This is a genomic window from Gardnerella sp. c10Ua_31, assembly GCF_055700915.1.
This window is the reverse complement of sequence record NZ_JANUYG010000002.1, coordinates 583425-601255: the sequence shown is the minus strand read 5'-3', so window position 1 is coordinate 601255 and position 17831 is coordinate 583425. Positions and strand designations below refer to the sequence as shown.

Below are 17831 nucleotides of genomic sequence, written 5' to 3'. Positions count from 1 at the left end.
AGTTTACCAAAAACCGAATGGGTCAAAAATGCCGCCATCGTCGGAATCGTCGTCTCCGCCTCTAGGAAGCTGATCCAAAGGATCGTCGTCGTCATCCGAAGAATCGCCGCCGTCACCCTTTTGTCTCTTATTCTGGGAAGAATCAGGCTTCTTGTTGCCGCGCTTTCTTAGCGAGCGAGGGTCTTGGCGAGTTGCACCATTAACCGCAGCTTCTTCTTGGTTAAACTTAACAGTTAAATTGACGGTTCCGTTTCCACGAACAACCGTTATTGTTGCTTTATCTCCCAAAGCGGTAGCGCGCACAAATCCAAGCAGCGAGTAGTTGCTTGTAACCGACTTGCCATTAAACGCTACGATTGTATCTCCAGCACGCATTCCCGCCTTTGCAGCAGGAGCACCAGGCGTTACAGACGCCACTTGAGCGCCTCCGCGCGTAATGTTATTTTGCGTTACGTTTACGCTTTTAACCATAATTCCAAGAGCAACGTGCTTTACAGAACCATGCTTAATGATCTCGTTTACTACGCGCTTAACAAGGTTAGAAGGAATAGCAAAGCCGATTCCAATAGAGCCTGCTGTGCCACCTCTTGCAGAAGTTGCTGCAATAGACGAGTTAATACCAATCACTTTCCCAGAAGCGTCGAAAGTTGGGCCGCCAGAATTACCTGGATTAATTGCTGCATCAATTTGTACAGCATTTGTAACGATTTCCGAACGACTTTGATCGTCCATAACAGAAACTGGGCGATTAAGCGCAGAAACAATGCCTGTTGTAGCAGTATCATCGTATCCAAGCGGATTTCCGATTGCCATTATTGGCTGGCCAACTGCGAGCGCGTCCGAATCCGCAAAATCAACTGGCTTTATGCTGCTAGGCAAACCGTCTACTTTAAGCACAGCCAAATCAGTTGTTTTATCTGTTCCAACGAGCTTAGCCTTGTAAATCTGACCGTTAGAAAGCGTTACTTGAAGCTGTTGCATGCCAGCAATAACGTGGTTGTTTGTAACAACGTGACCCTGCTTGTCGATTATTGCACCCGAGCCTTTGCTCATGTTTTTGCTGTTGCGCGCTTGAATAGACACAACGCCGCCAGAAACATTTTTAGCAACCGAGCGCCAATCGGGAGACTGACCGCCTTTTACTACGGCTGTTCCTTTTGAAGGACTTTGCGCACCCACATCTGCAAGTGTTCCAGCGCCTGGAATAGGAATCAAGCCTTGAGTAAGAACAAACGCCATTACAACAACGCACACAATTGCAGAAATAATGGACGACACAATTGCCACCATTATTGTCGAGTTTTCTTTAGATTCCGCCTTAAACCCGCGCTTTTTATAAACCACATTTGGAGTTTGGCCTGGCATTTGGCCTGGCGCTTGATTTAGCACTTGATTTGGAGATTCAGCAGGCTGACTTTCCGCGCTATTATCAACGCTACTATCCACACTATTATCCGCGCTATTGTCATCGCTTAAATCGTAAGGATTGCCGAATCTAGTTCGCTTTTTCTCGCCATTTGCATTATATGGATCGCCATATGGCAAAAATGGGTTATCTAAACCGTTTCCGTATTCTGAATTTGCATAATCACGGCTATTTGCGCTATTCGCTACACTTGCATTACTCGCGCCAATTTGCTCTTGATTTTGCAACGATTCGCCAGAATGATTAGAATCACCGCTATTTTTATTTGCATCACCATTATTTGCATCACTCGCGTCTACAGGACCATACGCTCCGTATTCTGGAGCTGGTCTATAAATCTGCTCTGACTCCACATGATTTTCCTGCGCGCTCGTTGGCTCCGATTGGCTTTGTGAAGCATTGCCATTATGCTCTTCACTAGAATCGTAGGCCTTAGAATCGTAAATATCGTCAGCCATTAATCCTCCTTAAATCTTTTACAAAGCATACTCTAATCTGATTACACAAATTCATACAAGCTAATATGCAATTAATGTGCAATTTTTACACAATTTTGCGTTTACAATACGAGTTAAACGTGCCGCTCTTAAAATTACCTGAATATTTAGTAGTATAAATGCCGTATAAATACCACATATAACCCATAAATTAGCTAACTATTTTTATAAAAATTATAAAAACACGTAAAATTTAACGAACGGCTGCTTGCGACTTTTCCGCGCGCAATGCCGCAACTTATGCGCGTATCGTCATGCCTTCTAATAGAGTAAAAGGTATGACTAATCTTATTGAACACCCACGCGGAGCAGAGCCTGGTAAGCCAGGAGATCGCAGCGAATTCTCGTTTACAACAAAAACACGTTTAGAAAATGCGGCAGACGGCAAGGGAAAAGATGGAGCCAGATACGGCCGCACTGGCGTGATTCGCACGCCTCATGGAGATATTTGCACGCCTGCATTTGTGCCAGTTGCAACACAAGGCGCAATGAAGGCCGTGCTACCAGAATCAATCAAAGACTTGGGCGGCCAATGCATGCTTTCTAACGCATTCCACTTATATGAGCGCCCTGGTGAAGACATTTTAGACGAAGCTGGCGGTCTTGCAAAGTTTATGAACTGGGATGGTCCAACTTTTACGGATTCTGGCGGATTCCAGGTGCTTTCGCTTGGAGCGGGATTCAAAAAGACGCTTGCAATGGACGTTACTGGCATGAAGTCCGACGACGTAATCGCAGCTGGCAAAGAGCGCATGGCATTCGTTGACGAAGATGGCGTTACTTTTAAGTCTCCTCTAAACGGCTCAATTCACCGATTCAGCGCAGAAATCTCAATGGGGATTCAGCACAAGCTTGGAGCGGATATTATGTTTGCTTTCGACGAGCTTACAACGCTTATGAACACTCGCCGCTACCAGGAGGAGTCTGTTGAGCGCACTTTCCGATGGGCTAAGCGTTGCGTTGAAGAACACAAGCGATTGACCGAGGCACGATTAGGAAAGCCATATCAGGCGTTGTATGGAGTTGTTCAAGGCGCGAATTACGAGGATTTGCGTAGGCGCGCGGCGCAGCAGATTGCTTTGCTCGACTTTGACGGCGTTGGAATTGGCGGAGCGATTGAAAAGCGCATTATTGGAGACACTTGCGCTTGGATTTGCGATGCTATGCCAGAAAATCGCCCTCGCCACGTGCTTGGAATTGCTGCAGTAGACGACATTTTTGCTTGCGTAGAAAACGGCGGAGATACGTTTGATTGCGTTGCCCCTGCGCGATGCGGGCGAAACGGCGCGATTTTTACTCGCCACGGACGCTACAACGTAAAGCGCGCAGAATTTAAGCACGACCAGGGACCACTTGAAGCTGGATGCGATTGCTACACTTGCACGCATTATTCGCGCATGTATGTTAGCCATTTGCTGCGCGCTAAAGAGATGAACGGATACACGCTTGCTACGATTCACAACGAGCGATTCTTTGTTAAACTTCTAGACGACATTCGTGCGTCGATTGACGGCGGATATTTTGAAGAGTTCCGCGATGAATCGCTTGCGCACTACTACGAGAATGGCTCGCGTGCGAATCGACCTGCATGAGCGCTTTGACTGAGCTTGAAATTGCATAACGCATTTCAAGCTCCTTCAAAGCGTGATTTGGCTTAAGGCATAAAGTCCAGTGGACTTTATGCGCCAAATCAGCCGAACGGCTACTAATAGCCGTGAGGAATAGCGTAGCGCGCGAATGCACTTCGATTCGCTGAGCCGCTCAAACAGAAGCACTGCTTCTGTGCGGCGAAGGCGTTAGCGCGCTTAGACCGCGCTAACGATACATCTCATTCAGGGCGAAAAATCTCGAATCTCTACCTAACTTGGCAGCGCTATCTAATCGATTGCGTATAATTTGCATAAACACACAAGTGTCAATATTTGCTAAAAGCGCGCAAATATGGTAGCTTTGTGGTCTGTATGCGAACGTGGCGGAATGGTAGACGCGCTGTCTTCAGGTGGCAGTGAGTGTATACTCGTGCGGGTTCAAGTCCCGCCGTTCGCACTCTTTAAGAACGTTGATTTTTCAACGTTCTTTTTTATTTTGTGGCAACGACTGCAACATCATGTGCAACAATTGTGCATTTGCTTAAAAATGTGTGATAGACTGAATAGTGAACGTCATAAGACGTCATACGTGTTAAAACATTGGTGTTTTAATTTTTACGGTCATGGAGGACTAAAATGGAACGTCGTTCAACGAAGACGACGAACCTGGGTGAAGAAATTGCCAATATCGGGGGTTCGGCACACACGCGATTCAATCATGCCGTAATAAAAATTACACCATCTAGTGAAATCAAAAAATATAGCGAAAGCGCATCGAGCATCAATCGTAAAGATAAAAACGATGAAATAAATAAGAACGAAGGAATAATAAGGTTCAAATTTGTAGCAAATACGGATTGCGATTTATTAAATATTAAGCCCGCGCAAAAGTCGCAAGCTTCCGCGCATCAAGAGCACGCAACTCCAATAATAAAAATAAGTATTAAAGAAGATGCTCCACTACTTGTTGCGCAAAATCTTTTAGAAGATAGCGCAGACGCAAACGGTGCGAAAGAAATTGCGCTACACATGGAAGATGCGCTAGGCGCATGCGATGGGCGCGAACACGATTTTGCAGTAACGTACGGCAGTTTTGGAAGCCGATTCTATTTAGACGGATACCAATGCTTTGCGAGCGCAACGAATCTTGGACCGCAAAGAGTGAGCGAAAAAGCGGCCGAAGTGTGTGCAGCGCAGGCAGAATCTTCGCAAATCTACGACTTTTACTACTCAAACCACTTGCCAAATCCAGAAGAAATCGCGAATTCGGCCACACAGGCACAGCCAGACATATGGTTTGCAGGACCTACGATTTGTGCAAGAGACATAAAACGCGTATCTTGCAAGTCGAGCGGAACTTTGCACATTCAATTTAGATTGCGAGGCCCTGGCCAACACGGAGTGCTTTTTGCTGCTGGAACTGCTGGAACTGTTGGAACAAAAACTAATCTAGAATCTAGCGAAAAAATAAGCGTGTACGCAGGGCCAGAAGGCATAAAAATCACGCTAATCGACGACGAAACGTGCATAAAAAGCGTAATCGAAGCAGCCGCAAGCGTTGACGACGGCGAATGGCACGACTTGATTATTCGCGCAAATCGCGGAGCAACCGACATTTACGTAGACGGATACAGCCAGTCGCACAACATAGGGCAATTCTGGTTTGCAAACATACCAGAATTAGACGCCGTAAGCATTGGCGAAGACTTGCGCGGAGTGCGATTAATGGGCGAAGCTAGAACAGGCGGAATCTACTTTAGCGCACTAACCGAAGGCCAAATCCAAAGAATATCAAAAGTAAAGCCACTTGTAACAACTGCATTATTCGACACGGGATATGCAAACTCGCGCAGCTACAGAATACCTTCGCTTGTAAAAACGCACATGGGAACGCTAATCGCAGGAGCAGACCAGCGAACAAGCGTTTCAAACGACGCTCCAAACCACATAAACTTTGTGATTCGCAGATCCGCGGACGGCGGCAAAACGTGGGGGCCTTTGCAAACCGTAATCAACATGCCTGGCAAAAACCTTGGAAAACTAGGCGCGAGCGCAATCGACTCCTGCCCTGTTTTAGACCCAGAAGGCAAAAGCGAAAGAATTAACGTATTAATAGACATTAATCCTGGCGGAATTGGGCTAACAAATTGCAAAACCGCTGTAGGCGTAGACGAATGCGGAAGAATCAAGCTAATAGACCGCTTAGGCGGCAACTACGCGGCAGCAATGGACGCAAGCGCGGCCGTAAAATTGCCATGCGATTCTAGCGAAAAAGAATGCGCAACAAAGTGGCTAGTTTCCCCAGACGGAAGTATAAAAAATTGCGATTCGCATGACGATTCAAAAATCAACTCGCACAGTAATCAAACTTGCGACTGTTCCACGTGGAACATATGGAAATCGCCAGAAATTGCAAGCGAAAGTCAGCCATTATTTGCCGAAAAAACGTGTTATATAGCGCAAATCTATTCGGACGACGACGGCAAAACATGGAGTGCGCCACGCTTAATCGACCACATGGTTAAGGAGCCGTGGATGAGCTTTGCGGGAGTGTGCCCAGGGAACGGAATTGTTATTAGACACAGCGAGAAACATTACGGCAGAATACTCGTGCCATTTTATTGCAGCGGCCAAAGCAAATCGCACTATTCTTCGGGAGCACTTATTTCAGACGACGACGGCAAAACGTGGAGCCGAGGCAAAATGATTAACGAAGGGCGATTAATCAACGGAAAAATCGTAGACCCTGCAACAATGCAAGACGACGATGCAACAAGCTCCGAAACTGTGTTTGTTGAACGCAAAAATGGCGATATTCTAGCTTTCTTCCGCAATCAAAATCGCTCGGGATGTGTAGGCAAAGCCATTAGTCACGATTGTGGAGAAACGTGGAGCGAGCTGATTTTTGACACAAGTTTGCCAGAGATATTCAGCCAGCCGAGCGCAACCTGCTTTAGCAGCGAAAACGATAGAAACGCACAAAACGCAGACTGCATAGCATTTGCAAACGCAAGCCAAATGATGCCGTACCGCGGTCGCGGAGTTGTGCGATTTAGCTACGACGGCGGCAAAACGTGGGCAAAAAGCGTGTGCATAAACCCGTTCCATCACGTTTATCAATGCCTTAGCTCTAGCAATAAACGAACTTTGCAACTACTGTGGGAAAGAGAGACTACTGGAATTTATATAACAGCAATAGATTCCTCGCTTTGACAGCAAGATAGTTTGCACGCAGGTTTCAAAAACAAAGTACACAAAAACAAAGTACACACAAACGAAAAAATGGAAGATACAAAAGAGAGAAGACTCAAGCGAACTGAAAGGAGCCAAAATGGAAGAGACATTTAGCAGCCGCGAAGACGATGAGATGACAACACTAGACCGCTTATCGTTATTGCAAGCAAGCTCTAACTCCGCTCCAATCGCAGCAAGAAAGCGCTGCGATGAAACAATGGACGCAATCAGATCGCTTATTTTAAGAGAACGCTTGCAACCAAAAGACATGCTGCCAACTGAGCCAATGCTATGCAATTTGATTGGCGCATCAAGATCATCGGTGCGCGAGGCGATTCGCAAGCTGGAAGCACTTAACATTGTGGAAGTTAAGCAAGGAAAAGGCATGTTTGTTGGCTCGCTATCTCTTGATCCAATGGTGGAAACACTCGCTTTTCGCTCCTTAATCTCCATTAATAAGAATTTTGAAGACTTGAATAACGTTGTAGAAATGCGAAAATTCCTAGACCTTGGATGCGCGGATAAGGTGGTTGAGTCACTTAAAGGAACGCAGCATCCAGAGCTGGAAGCGCTTTCGGAAATAATGACTAAAGAAGCGCATGCTGGAAAAACGTTCTTGGAACAAGACATTGCTTTCCACACAGGCATTTTGCGCGCGGTAAACAATACGATTGCAGAGCAATTCGTGCGATGCTTGTGGCTTGTGCATATGGCTGTTTTGCCACAATTGGGGCTGGAAGTTTCGGACGAACTTGAAAAAACCGCTAGAGCGCACGAACTTATGCTTAAAACGGCTATTGCGGGAGACGCAGACGGATATAGGCAAGCTGTAAATGACCATTACGAGCCTATTCAGTCGATTTTGCTTAATAGACTGCAAAAGCACTAAATAAATGGAAGAACCGCTCCCTAACTAAACGAGAGCGGTTCTTTCATCTTCAATGGTGATGCCTGAGTACTACAGCATCACGATTAATCGCAACGATACGATTTACGTTACGAAATTTTATGGCCGTCGCACCAAACATGCTCAACTGCCAAAGTTCCTGGATTAAGCAAAAGCAAATCGGCTGCGTACCCCTTTTCAACTAAGCCCAAAGGAGCACTAGTTATAGCATTCGGCTTATCTACTCCAAGCGCGCGAGCAGGAACAATAGTCGCAGCAGCAATCGCCTCTGGCAATCCGATTCCAAGCTCTTTAACAGCGCGCTTAATAGCAACTTCTAGAATCAAAGTAGATCCCGCAATAGCGCCATTAGAAACAAGCCTTGCGTGGCCGCCTGTAACAGTAACGTCTAAAGCGCCAAGCTTATAAGCGCCATCTGCGCATCCTGTTGCAGCCATAGCATCCGTTACAAACGCAATCCTTCCAGCCGCTGCCTTAAACGCCATTCGCAAAACTGGGTTTTCAACGTGGAAACCGTCGTTAATAAGCTCAATCGTTACGCGCGAATCCTCCAAGGCTGCAGGGATTGGACCTGGCTTGCGGTGATGAATGCCGTTCATAGCGTTAAACATGTGAGTCATAAGCGTAGAGCCAGCGTTAAAAGCCGCGCGCGCGGTTTTATAATCCGCGTCGCAATGCCCCACTGCTGGAATCACGCCAGCTTCTACAAAGCGCTTAATCGCCTCCATGCCATGTTCTCGCTCTGGAGCCAAAGTAATCTGGCGCAAAGTGCCATCCGCCGCCTCAAGCAACGCCTCAACGCGCTCGGGAGTAGGGTCCACTAGGCAATTAGGGTCGTGCGCGCCTTTTCTAGAAAGCGCCAAGAACGGCCCCTCTAAGTGAGATCCAAGCACATCTGGTCGCGTTTGCATAACGCGCTTAACAGTACGCAAATTCTCTTGCATTACGTCAAGAGGGTTTGTAATCAAGCTAAGAACTTGCCTAGTTGTTCCATGAAGCATGTGATACGCGCGCGCAATGGCAATCCCTTCAGCACCATCGTCAAACGAATGCTCCCATGCTCCGTGAGCGTGCAAATCAATGTAGCCTGGCGCAGCAAAACAGCCACGCCCGTCTACAACGCTTAAGTCAGATGCGCGCAATCCGCAAGCATTAATCGCAAGCGCAAGATCCTCATCTAAAATGCCCGTTTCTATAATCACGCCATCTTTAACCAAAATCCAAGCGTTAGGAACAATTCCGCGCACGTCTACAACGCTCACGTTACGCACTACAAAATTGCGCCCCTCACTTGATTTTAGTGAATCATCAATCTTATTTACGGCGTCTAAATATGCATTTTTTGACATTTCACTCACCTGCGATTGTGCTTTTGAAGTTTGTGCTTTTGAATACGTTACTTAATTTTAGACTTGAGTATCAGATTCCTTGCCAAGATGGCTTATTTGCATACACCCAACGATAGTAGTCTGCCAGCTTAAGCTTGCTTGCTGCATCTTCGTCTACAATCACAGTTGCGTGCGGATGCATTTGAAGCGCGGAAGCTGGGCATAGCGAGCTTACTCCGCCTTCTAGCGTTGCAGCTACAGCATCTGCCTTATTTGAGCCAAACGCAAGAAGAACAAGATGCTTAGCGCGCAAAATCGTTCCAATTCCTTGCGTTATGCAATGAGTTGGAACTTGGTTAATATCTCCGTCGAAGAATCTGCGATTATCTACGCGAGTCTGCTCGGTTAGTGTTTTAACGCGCGTACCTGACGCAAGCGAAGAGCCTGGCTCGTTGAATCCAACGTGGCCATCGGAGCCAATTCCCAAGATTTGCACGTCAATTCCGCCAGCAGCAGCAATAGCAGCATCGTAGTCAGCTCCAGCGTGCGCAATCTTGCTGCCCTCGCTTAATGGCGCTCCGTTAAGAACATCTCCTGGAACATGAACTAAATCTGGGTTTAGGCCGATTAAATCGGTTACGGTTCTGCGGATTGTGCTGTGGTAAGACTGTTCGTGCTCTAACGACAATCCAATGTATTCGTCAAGAGCAAATCCGCGCACGCGACTTACGTCAACATTATTTTCTTTAACAAGCTTTGCAAGATGTTCGTAGGCCTTTAATGGGCTAGATCCCGTAGCTAAGCCAAGTACTGCATCTGGCTTGCGACTAATCAAATCTACAACTGCTTTTGCGTAAAGCTCGCCAGCTTCATCTTGATCTTTTACAATAATAACTTCTGCCATCTTTGCTTCTCCTTTAAAGCTTTAATTAGCATAATTAGCAATTTTTAAGCAACATTAATCAGTAATTATAAGCAATTATTAGCATTTATTAGCATTGCGGCATACGAATTAACGCACACCGCAACGCTATTTACTTACTATGCCAATAAATAAACGAATTATTTAAGTGATTTATCTAATAAATTATTAATCTAATAAAAACCGCTTAAGACGTTACTTTGTGGAATCGCTCACTTCTTGCGGAGTCTTTGCCAAAGTCAAGCCAACTTCCTTAAGAACGCCAGCAACGGCTTCAACGTTTTCTCCCTTAAGTGGGCAAACTGGATCTGGCATCTGATTTGTGTCAAACACGCCAAGCAACGCCATTGCGGTCTTAAACGCTCCAACGCCAGCGCCAAAGCCTGCCACACCGCTAGGAACAGTAACGATTCGCATCAAAGCAGCAAGCCAATCCTGCTCCTTCTTAACCGTTGCCCAATCGCCAGCCTGAGCAGCCTTCCACATGCGCACGTAGCCAGTGGCCTCAACGTTTGCAAGTCCTGGAACAGAACCGTCTGCGCCAGCCATGTATGCGCCGTCAACAACAACCTCTTGACCCGTAAGCAAAGTCAATGGGTGACCAGCCTTATTGTTGTCGTCTACAAGGAACCTGAACGACACGTCGTCGTTGGAAGAATCCTTAACGCCTGCAAGAACGCCATCTTTACCAAGCTTTACAAGCAAACCGCCTGGAAGCTTTGTGTGCACGCAAACTGGAATATCGTAAGCAAACAGTGGCAAATCTGGAACAGCTTCGTGAATAAGACGGAAGTGGCGCTCAACTTCTGCCATGCCGCCAAGTGCGTAGAATGGCGCTGTTGCAACAATCGCAGAAGCCCCAAGCTCCTTAGCTTCCTTTGCATGCTCAATAACGCGGTTTGTTTCCGTATCGATGCACCCAACCAACACTGGCACGCGGCCGTCAACAATGCGCATTACGGTTTCAATGATTTCGCGACGGCGCTTATCTGTGCTAAACGCAACTTCGCCAGAAGATCCAAGCGTAAATAGGCCGTCTACGCCTGCCTCAATCATTCGGTTAAGAGAGCGCTCAAAGCTAACAACGTCTACTTCGCCGTCTGCCGTTAATGGCGTAACTACTGGTGGAATAACGCCGTGGAATTTTTCTGCCATGATTAAACTTCTTTCGTATTTTTTATTATTTATGACTTATTGATTTATGATTTATGACTTTAGATTTTGCAATTAATGGGCGGCCTGCATGGATTTACTGCAAGGTCTTAACAGACCGCCCGCGCATTCAAGCTAGCGACTAGCGACTAGCGCTTGCTCGCACCGCTCACACTATTTGCACTCTTCTTCCGTTGGGTGCAAAAGCGAAGGAGCCGCGCCCATCAAAATCTTTGTGTACGCATCCTGCGGATTGTTAATCACTTGGTGAGTTTCGCCGCGCTCAACAATCGTTCCGTGATTCATAACAACAACTTCGTCGGATATGTATCGGATTGTTTGAATATCGTGGCTAATAAACACCATTGAAAGATTCAGCTTCTTCTTTAAGTCGGAAAGAAGATTCAAAATCTGAGCACGCACAGAAACATCCAAAGCGGAAGTTGGCTCATCTGCGATTATTGCATCTGGATTAAGCGAAAGCGCACGAGCGATTGCCACGCGCTGACGCTGACCGCCAGAAAGCTGACCTGGCAAAGCGCCAAGAACAGAATGAGGCAAACCAACCATTCGGATTAGCTCCTTGGCTCTAGCATCGCGCTCAGCTTTGCTTCCAATCTTGTGCACAACAAGCGGGTCAATCAACTGGTCAATCACACTCATGCGCGCATTCAAAGCCATTGCTGGATCCTGGAACACAACGGAAACCACGCGTCCAATATCCATGCGCTCTTTTGCAGTTCTATGCGTAACGTCTTGACCTTTGAACAAAACCTTGCCGCTTGTTACTTGCTGGAGTCCGCACATAATGTTTGCAGTAGTAGACTTTCCGCAACCAGATTCGCCAACAATACCAATCGTCTTACCTGGCATAAGCTTAAGATTCACCTTGTTTACGGCCGTAATCTTGTTCTTATGGAATAAGCCAGATCCTGCTCGAGTAGTGAACACCACTTCGGCGTCGCGCAGCTCGATGATTGGAACATCGCCATTTTCGCTTTGAGTTTTGTTTGTTTCGTTAACATTCATGTTCATCGCACATCTCCTTTATCGGAGTTGGTCAAAATTGCGGAAGGCACATCCGATTCTGGCTCTGGAGGCGCAGCGTAGAAGTGCCACGTTCCTGGAATGCGCTTCATTACTGGGCGCACGTCAAGCCCTTGATCTGGATGAGAAGAACGCGGAGCGAATCGATCTCCCTTAGGGAAGTCGGATGGGCTTGGAACCGTTCCTGGAACCTGGTGCAATCTTGGAGCACCAGCCTCAATGGAAGTTACGGAGCCAAGCAAGCCGCGCGTGTACTCATGATGCGGATCGGTGAGGATTTCCTTAGTGGAGCCTTGCTCAACAACCTGGCCTGCGTACATTACGGTAATCGAGTGCGCAACCTTAGCAACAAGAGCCAAATCGTGGCTTACAAACACCATTGCGAATCCAAGCTTTTCGCGCAATTCGTTAAGAAGGTCAATCACTTGCTTTTGAACAGTAACGTCCAAAGCGGTTGTTGGCTCATCTGCGATTATCAACTTTGGATCTCGCGTAAGTGCCATTGCAATCAACACGCGCTGACGCTGGCCGCCAGAAAGCTCGTGCGGGTAGGATTCAAGCGTACGCTTTGGATCCAAGCCTACAAGCTCCAGCAACTCTTCGGCGCTACGAGTACCACCTCTAGAAGTTAGCTGCTTCATTTGCGCTTTAATAAGCATTGATGGGTTTAAGGAAGACAACGCATCTTGGTAAACCATTGCAATCTCGTGGCCACGCAAAGCATTGTGCTCCTTTGGGCTAAGCTTTACAAGATCCTTGCCATTAAAGAGGATTTGTCCGCTAATCTTAGCTTTTGGATCAAGCAAGCCCATAATCGCAAGCGAAGTGATTGACTTACCGCAACCAGATTCACCAACCAAGCCCATTGTTTCGCCTGGACGAACAGAGAAGCTCAAGTGGTCTACAACATTTACGCTGCCGTAGCGTGGGAACTGAATGCACAAGTCTTTAACCTCAATAACTGGAGGCTCCGTAGACGTTGGTTGCAAGCGATCCGTGCGCTTTAACTCTGCCTCGCGAAGCTTTGCCAAAGACTCAACCAAAGCATCGTGCTGCTCATTGTACGCTGCAACTGGATCGGTAAGAATCCTGTCTTCCTTGCGAGCAGCATCCGCATCTGCAGCACTCTTAGCTACTGGAGCGGTTGGAGCTGCAACCATTGCATCCGTAATGCCCTCAGAAAGAATGTTAAGGCACAAAACGGTAATCATGATTGCTAAGCCTGGGAACAGTGCCTGCCACCAATATCCAAAGATAACGCCTGCCTTAGCAGAAGACAAAATGTTGCCCCATGTTGGCGTTGGCTCTGGAATACCAGCGTTGATGAAGCTAAGAGAAGCCTCGAACACGATTGCGTCTGCAACAGAAAGCGTTGTGAACACCATAACTGGAGCTGCAATATTACGCGTTACATGCTTGAGCAAAATCCAAGGTGCGCGAGCGCCAGAAACGATTACTGCACGCACGTAGTCTTTTCCATATTCGCTTATTATGTTTGCGCGCACAATTCTTGCGATTTGTGGAACGTAAAGCACACCAATGGAAATGATGATACCAATCATGGATTGTCCAAGAATTGCAAGGCACACAGCTGCTAATGCGATTCCTGGGATAGACATTACTATATCAATCAATCGCATTATAAGCTCAGATATCCAAGTGCGGCTCACAGCTGCAATTGCGCCGATTATTGCGCCCATCACCAACGCAAAGAGCACAGACGACAAGCCGATTACCAGCGAGTAGCGAGCGCCGTACATAACGCGCGAGAACACGTCTCTACCAAGGTTATCAGTGCCAAACCAGTGCGCGCCTGTTGGCGGCTGATAATTTTGCGTAATCTTTACTGGGTCGCATGGCGCTAGGAATCGCGCGAATACTGCGCAGAACGCCAATATTGCAATCACAATAAGCGAGATCTTAGAGCCTAAGCTCATGCTCTTAAATCTGTTAAATTTGATGCCTGGCTTAGATGCGGCATCTACTACCTGACTTTTTCCAAATAGCATGTCACACCGTCCTAATTCTTGGGTTGATTAGCACGTAAAGCAAATCAACAATAATGTTTATAAAGATGAATGCGATTGCAACAACCAAAACAACGCCTTGCACAAGCATTGGCTGGTTGCCATTAATGCCGTCGAACATTGCGGTACCCATTCCTGGTAGTGCAAAAATAACTTCGATAACGATTGCACCACCCATAAGGTAACCAATCTTCATGCCAAGAGTTGTGATTGGTGTAATCAAAGCGTTGCGGAACACGTTTCTAGCAACAACCACGCTCTTTGGAATACCTGCGCCGATTGCGGTTCGCACATAATCCTTATCCAATTCCTCTACCATAGAGGTTCGTATGATTCGCGTAAGCTGACCTGCTACTGGAAGGCCTAGTGCGAAGCAAGGCATTGCCATTCTTGCAATGTACGCTTCTGGATCTTCAAAGAACGGTACAAAATCGCCAGAACCTGGGAGCCATGCGAGCTTGATTTGCAAGACGTAAATCAAAAGAACGCCGAGCCAGAAGGATGGAGTTGCGATTGCAATAATCGAAAGCACGCGAACCGTTTGGTCAACCCAAGTATCGCGGTAAAGCGCTGCAAAAACGCCAAAGATTACTGCAAAGATTATTGCGATTAACAAACCGATGAAAGTTAGTTGCAAGGTAATTGGGAAGGCGTCCGCTACTCGTTGAGCTACAGAATCCTTGTTTACACCATAAACACCCATGTTTCCTTGGAAGAGTCCAACTATATAGGACCCAAACTGCTCCCACCATGGCCTATCGTAGCCCATTTCGTGTCGGAAGGCTGCCAGAGCTGCTGGAGACGAGTTTTCGCCTAATGCTGCAACTGCTGGATCGTATTTAGAAAATGACATAAGGAAGAATACGAGGAACGTAACACCGAATGCCATGAACGGCAGGGCGATTAGTCGCCTACCTAAAAGTCTAAGAAAATTACTCATAAGACATCCACACATCCATTGAAGAAAATTATTATTTTGCATAACAAAACCGACCCATCTGCACAAAGGCGAGAAAGGTAAACAGTTGGGTCGGTTTTGCGGTTAGAGGTTAGGGAAAATGAAGTTTGTTACTTTGACTTGCACCTACTTTGTTAGCTTTGCTTTTACAAGGTTGATGCCAGTGGAGCCGATTGCATTCCACTCAGCCAATGCGCCCTTCTTTACAGCGGTCGTAGTCTTACGATGGAAGAGTGGGTACAGAGGCACTTCGTCGCTAATCAAGTCGAAGCACTGGTTCCAATACTTCTGGCGATCTGCTGGCTTGGATGCTTCAAGAGCTTCGTCCATAAGCTTGTGGAGCTTTGCGTATCCTTCGGAGTTCTTCCAGAATGTACGCTGACGGGTCCAAGCGTTGTCACCGTACCACCAGCTCATAAGCAAGTCTGGGTCGTTGCCAAACACGGATGGATCGCCTGGGGCAAGAACCATGGAGTAGTTTGCGTCGTCGCGGTCGGTAATCTGTGGGTAAAGTGCAGAAGACTTCATAGACTTGATTTCTACATCCATACCAATCTCAGCAAGATCATTCTTGATTTGTGGAGCGAGCTGAGTAATCCAAGTGTGGTCTGTTGTGTAAAGAGTGAACTTTAGTGGGCCACTTACGCCAGCTTCCTTAAGCAAGCTCTTTGCCTTAGCAACATTCTTGGTGTAAACGTTCTTTGCCTTGTGGTAATTTGCGTAGTTCTTTGGCAAGAAGCTTGTTGCTGCCTCGCCCTGGCCGCTCATCTGGTTGGTAATAAGCTTGTTTACGTCAATTGCGTAGAGAGCAGCTTGGCGAACTCGCTTGTCGTCGAATGGCTTCTGCTTTGTGTTGAACATAAGGAATGGAAGAGTGAAGCCCTGTGCGGTCTTAAGCTCGGATCCAGATGCCTTCAAAGTGTTGAATGCCTGTGCTGGAACCATTTCCATTACGTCTGTCTTTCCACCTTGCATTGCGGTTACGCGAGCAGTATCGTCAACGGTTACATTCCAAACCATCTTCTTGGTCTGTGCCTTGTACTTGCCGTTGTAAAGATCGTTGCGCTCAAACTTTACTTGGTTATCTGTAATCGATACGTACTTCCATGGGCCAGATCCGATTGGCATATTCTTAAGATCTGCATCAGACTTTGCAGATGGAACAATCTGAATCAAAGCAAGGCGCTGCTTGAACAGTGGGAACGCCTTCTTTAGCTTAAAGATTACGTGACGATTGTCTTTTGCTTCTACAGAGTCAATAAAGTCGAGCATAGAGATGTAAAGGCTGCCCTTTGCGGTTGTGCGCTTAAAGGAAGACACTACGTCTGCCGCTGTTACTTCCGTTCCGTCCGAGAACTTAGCAGCATCGCGAATTGTTACTTCGTATTCAGTATCGGAAATCTTCTTTGGCTCACCTTTTGCAAGAGCGTTGAAAACCTTAAAGTTGCTGTAATCAAGAGCGTAAAGTGGCTCTGTAACGTGCCAGTTTGCTGCCATTGGCAACGCGCCAGAGGTTGTAGACGGCGCAAAATCACGGCTTGCGTATGCAACCTGTGCGGTAATCGTGTCTTTAACAGCAGTCTTTGCTTTTGCTGCCTTGTGGGATTTAGCTCCACCGCAGCCAGAAAGCATCATTAATGCGGCCACACCAGCGGCGATTGCCACGGTTAGCTTCGAGTTAATTCGTGCCATATTTTCTCCTCACCATTGAGTTTGGGTTTTTTGCATTTCGTCTTCGAATGCGAAAACATATTAAATTATAGCGCGTGCGTTATTTTCACGTTACTTCAAACATAAGAGGTCTGATGTCTGATGTCAAGTTATGCGTGTGTCGAATTTGTGAAAATTTTGATTATTTTTTACTGTACAAAAAATTAGAACAAAACCGCACATAATCGACACACATATAACCACTATTTTTCTTTATTTGTTACTTACGCGCGCTAGGCGAATCTGCGGCTGCTTGCGACTTTTCCTTAACGCACTCAACCGCATCCGCCTGCCAACTCGCCGCTTACAACTTTGCTGCAAACCAGCGCGTAATCGATGTTGGGTGCGTAATCGCAGTTCCAACAACAGCAGCCCAAGCGCCCATTTGCATAACCTTGTGCAACTGATCTGGAGTATGAATACGCCCTTCGCAAATAATTGGATAATCTGGGAAAGCTTGCAAAATCTGGCCTAAAAGCTCAAAATCTGGGCCGTCCGTTTTTGGCCTTCCAGGAGAAGTGCCAGCCAAAGTGGTAGATATAATATCTGTTCCACAATCCGCCGCGCGCTTGGCATCATCGAAGTTTCCGCAATCTGCCATAACCACTATGCCTTCGTCGTGCAAAGCGCGAACAGTTTGCTCGTAAGTGAGCCCATCTGGGCGCGGCCTATCTGTAGCGTCAATCGCAATAATATCCGCTCCAGCAGCAGCGCAGCAACGCGCATGACGCAAAGTCGGAGTTATGTAAACGCCTTCGTGACCATCTTTCCAAATGCCGATTACAGGAACATCAACTTGTCCTTTAATCGCAGAAATATCCGACAATCCTTGGCACCTAATGCCAACAGCTCCGCCTTCTACAGCCGCCATTGCCATTTGTGCCATTGTTTCTGGGTGCCTAAGCGGCTCCCCTGGGTACGCCTGGCAGCTAACAACTAGGCCGCCCTTGATTTTTTCAATCACAGGATTCATATAGATTCCTCCTTTTTTCAAATATGACTAAACTAAACAAAATTAAACATATCTAGGCGCA

General features: G+C 46.8%; 11 protein-coding genes, 1 tRNA gene and 1 pseudogene. 4 read left to right on the top strand and 9 right to left on the bottom strand.

Going from position 1 to position 17831, the window contains the following annotated elements; translation table 11 throughout:
- Window positions 1-3: 3 nt before the first annotated feature.
- Entirely contained in the window at window positions 4-1884 is a 1881-nt protein-coding gene (locus tag NYP55_RS05045) for a S1C family serine protease (RefSeq protein ID WP_472781635.1), read from the bottom strand.
- Window positions 1885-2177: 293 nt separating this feature from the next.
- Here NYP55_RS05045 and tgt point away from each other — a divergent pair, with 293 nt between their 5' ends.
- From tgt to NYP55_RS05025, 4 genes and pseudogenes are all read left to right on the top strand, one after another.
- Entirely contained in the window at window positions 2178-3515 is a 1338-nt protein-coding gene (tgt, locus tag NYP55_RS05040) for a tRNA guanosine(34) transglycosylase Tgt (RefSeq protein ID WP_472781634.1), read from the top strand.
- Window positions 3516-3886: 371 nt separating this feature from the next.
- A tRNA-Leu gene (locus NYP55_RS05035) sits at window positions 3887-3969 on the top strand.
- Window positions 3970-4148: 179 nt separating this feature from the next.
- Window positions 4149-6860 (top strand): annotated as a pseudogene (locus NYP55_RS05030) (sialidase family protein).
- Entirely contained in the window at window positions 6844-7635 is a 792-nt protein-coding gene (locus NYP55_RS05025; RefSeq protein WP_016636256.1) for a FadR/GntR family transcriptional regulator, read from the top strand. The pseudogene NYP55_RS05030 and the gene NYP55_RS05025 overlap by 17 nt, the downstream one beginning before the upstream one ends.
- Window positions 7636-7742: 107 nt before the next feature.
- Here NYP55_RS05025 and nagA read toward each other — a convergent pair whose 3' ends face one another.
- From nagA to NYP55_RS04985, 8 genes are all read right to left on the bottom strand, one after another.
- Window positions 7743-9002, bottom strand: coding sequence for an N-acetylglucosamine-6-phosphate deacetylase (gene nagA / locus NYP55_RS05020; RefSeq protein WP_016795744.1), 1260 nt, complete (start codon window positions 9000-9002; stop codon window positions 7743-7745).
- Between the two features lie 70 nt (window positions 9003-9072).
- A complete protein-coding gene (gene nagB / locus NYP55_RS05015; RefSeq protein WP_020757458.1) occupies window positions 9073-9885 on the bottom strand; it encodes a glucosamine-6-phosphate deaminase in 813 nt (270 codons plus the stop codon).
- A 213-nt stretch (window positions 9886-10098) separates the two neighbouring features.
- Window positions 10099-11058, bottom strand: coding sequence for a dihydrodipicolinate synthase family protein (locus tag NYP55_RS05010; protein ID WP_016635892.1), 960 nt, complete (start codon window positions 11056-11058; stop codon window positions 10099-10101).
- 171 nt (window positions 11059-11229) lie between these two features.
- The gene (locus NYP55_RS05005) at window positions 11230-12090 is read right to left on the bottom strand and encodes an ABC transporter ATP-binding protein (protein WP_016635891.1); all 861 of its coding nucleotides are present in this window, start codon (window positions 12088-12090) and stop codon (window positions 11230-11232) included.
- Window positions 12087-14111: a dipeptide/oligopeptide/nickel ABC transporter permease/ATP-binding protein gene (locus NYP55_RS05000; RefSeq protein WP_115757105.1), complete on the bottom strand. Its 2025-nt coding sequence runs from the start codon at window positions 14109-14111 to the stop codon at window positions 12087-12089. The genes NYP55_RS05005 and NYP55_RS05000 overlap by 4 nt, the downstream gene beginning before the upstream one ends.
- Before the next feature lies 1 nt (window position 14112).
- Window positions 14113-15018, bottom strand: coding sequence for an ABC transporter permease (locus NYP55_RS04995; protein ID WP_004113928.1), 906 nt, complete (start codon window positions 15016-15018; stop codon window positions 14113-14115).
- A 195-nt stretch (window positions 15019-15213) separates the two neighbouring features.
- Window positions 15214-16779, bottom strand: a complete 1566-nt coding sequence (locus tag NYP55_RS04990; protein ID WP_346284366.1) for an ABC transporter substrate-binding protein — start codon at window positions 16777-16779, stop codon at window positions 15214-15216.
- 322 nt (window positions 16780-17101) lie between these two features.
- Window positions 17102-17770, bottom strand: coding sequence for an N-acetylmannosamine-6-phosphate 2-epimerase (locus NYP55_RS04985; protein ID WP_004131256.1), 669 nt, complete (start codon window positions 17768-17770; stop codon window positions 17102-17104).
- Window positions 17771-17831 lie beyond the last annotated feature (61 nt).

Excerpts from the sequence above, each read along its gene's own strand:
- NYP55_RS05045 (WP_472781635.1), bottom strand. The coding sequence starts at position 1,884 with ATGGCTGACGATATTTACGATTCTAAGGCCTACGATTCTAGTGAAGAG.
- tgt (WP_472781634.1), top strand. The coding sequence starts at position 2,178 with ATGCCTTCTAATAGAGTAAAAGGTATGACTAATCTTATTGAACACCCA.
- NYP55_RS05025 (WP_016636256.1), top strand. The coding sequence starts at position 6,844 with ATGGAAGAGACATTTAGCAGCCGCGAAGACGATGAGATGACAACACTA.
- nagA (WP_016795744.1), bottom strand. The coding sequence starts at position 9,002 with ATGTCAAAAAATGCATATTTAGACGCCGTAAATAAGATTGATGATTCA.
- nagB (WP_020757458.1), bottom strand. The coding sequence starts at position 9,885 with ATGGCAGAAGTTATTATTGTAAAAGATCAAGATGAAGCTGGCGAGCTT.
- NYP55_RS05010 (WP_016635892.1), bottom strand. The coding sequence starts at position 11,058 with ATGGCAGAAAAATTCCACGGCGTTATTCCACCAGTAGTTACGCCATTA.
- NYP55_RS05005 (WP_016635891.1), bottom strand. The coding sequence starts at position 12,090 with ATGAACATGAATGTTAACGAAACAAACAAAACTCAAAGCGAAAATGGC.
- NYP55_RS05000 (WP_115757105.1), bottom strand. The coding sequence starts at position 14,111 with ATGCTATTTGGAAAAAGTCAGGTAGTAGATGCCGCATCTAAGCCAGGC.
- NYP55_RS04995 (WP_004113928.1), bottom strand. The coding sequence starts at position 15,018 with ATGGCATTCGGTGTTACGTTCCTCGTATTCTTCCTTATGTCATTTTCT.
- NYP55_RS04990 (WP_346284366.1), bottom strand. The coding sequence starts at position 16,779 with ATGGCACGAATTAACTCGAAGCTAACCGTGGCAATCGCCGCTGGTGTG.
- NYP55_RS04985 (WP_004131256.1), bottom strand. The coding sequence starts at position 17,770 with ATGAATCCTGTGATTGAAAAAATCAAGGGCGGCCTAGTTGTTAGCTGC.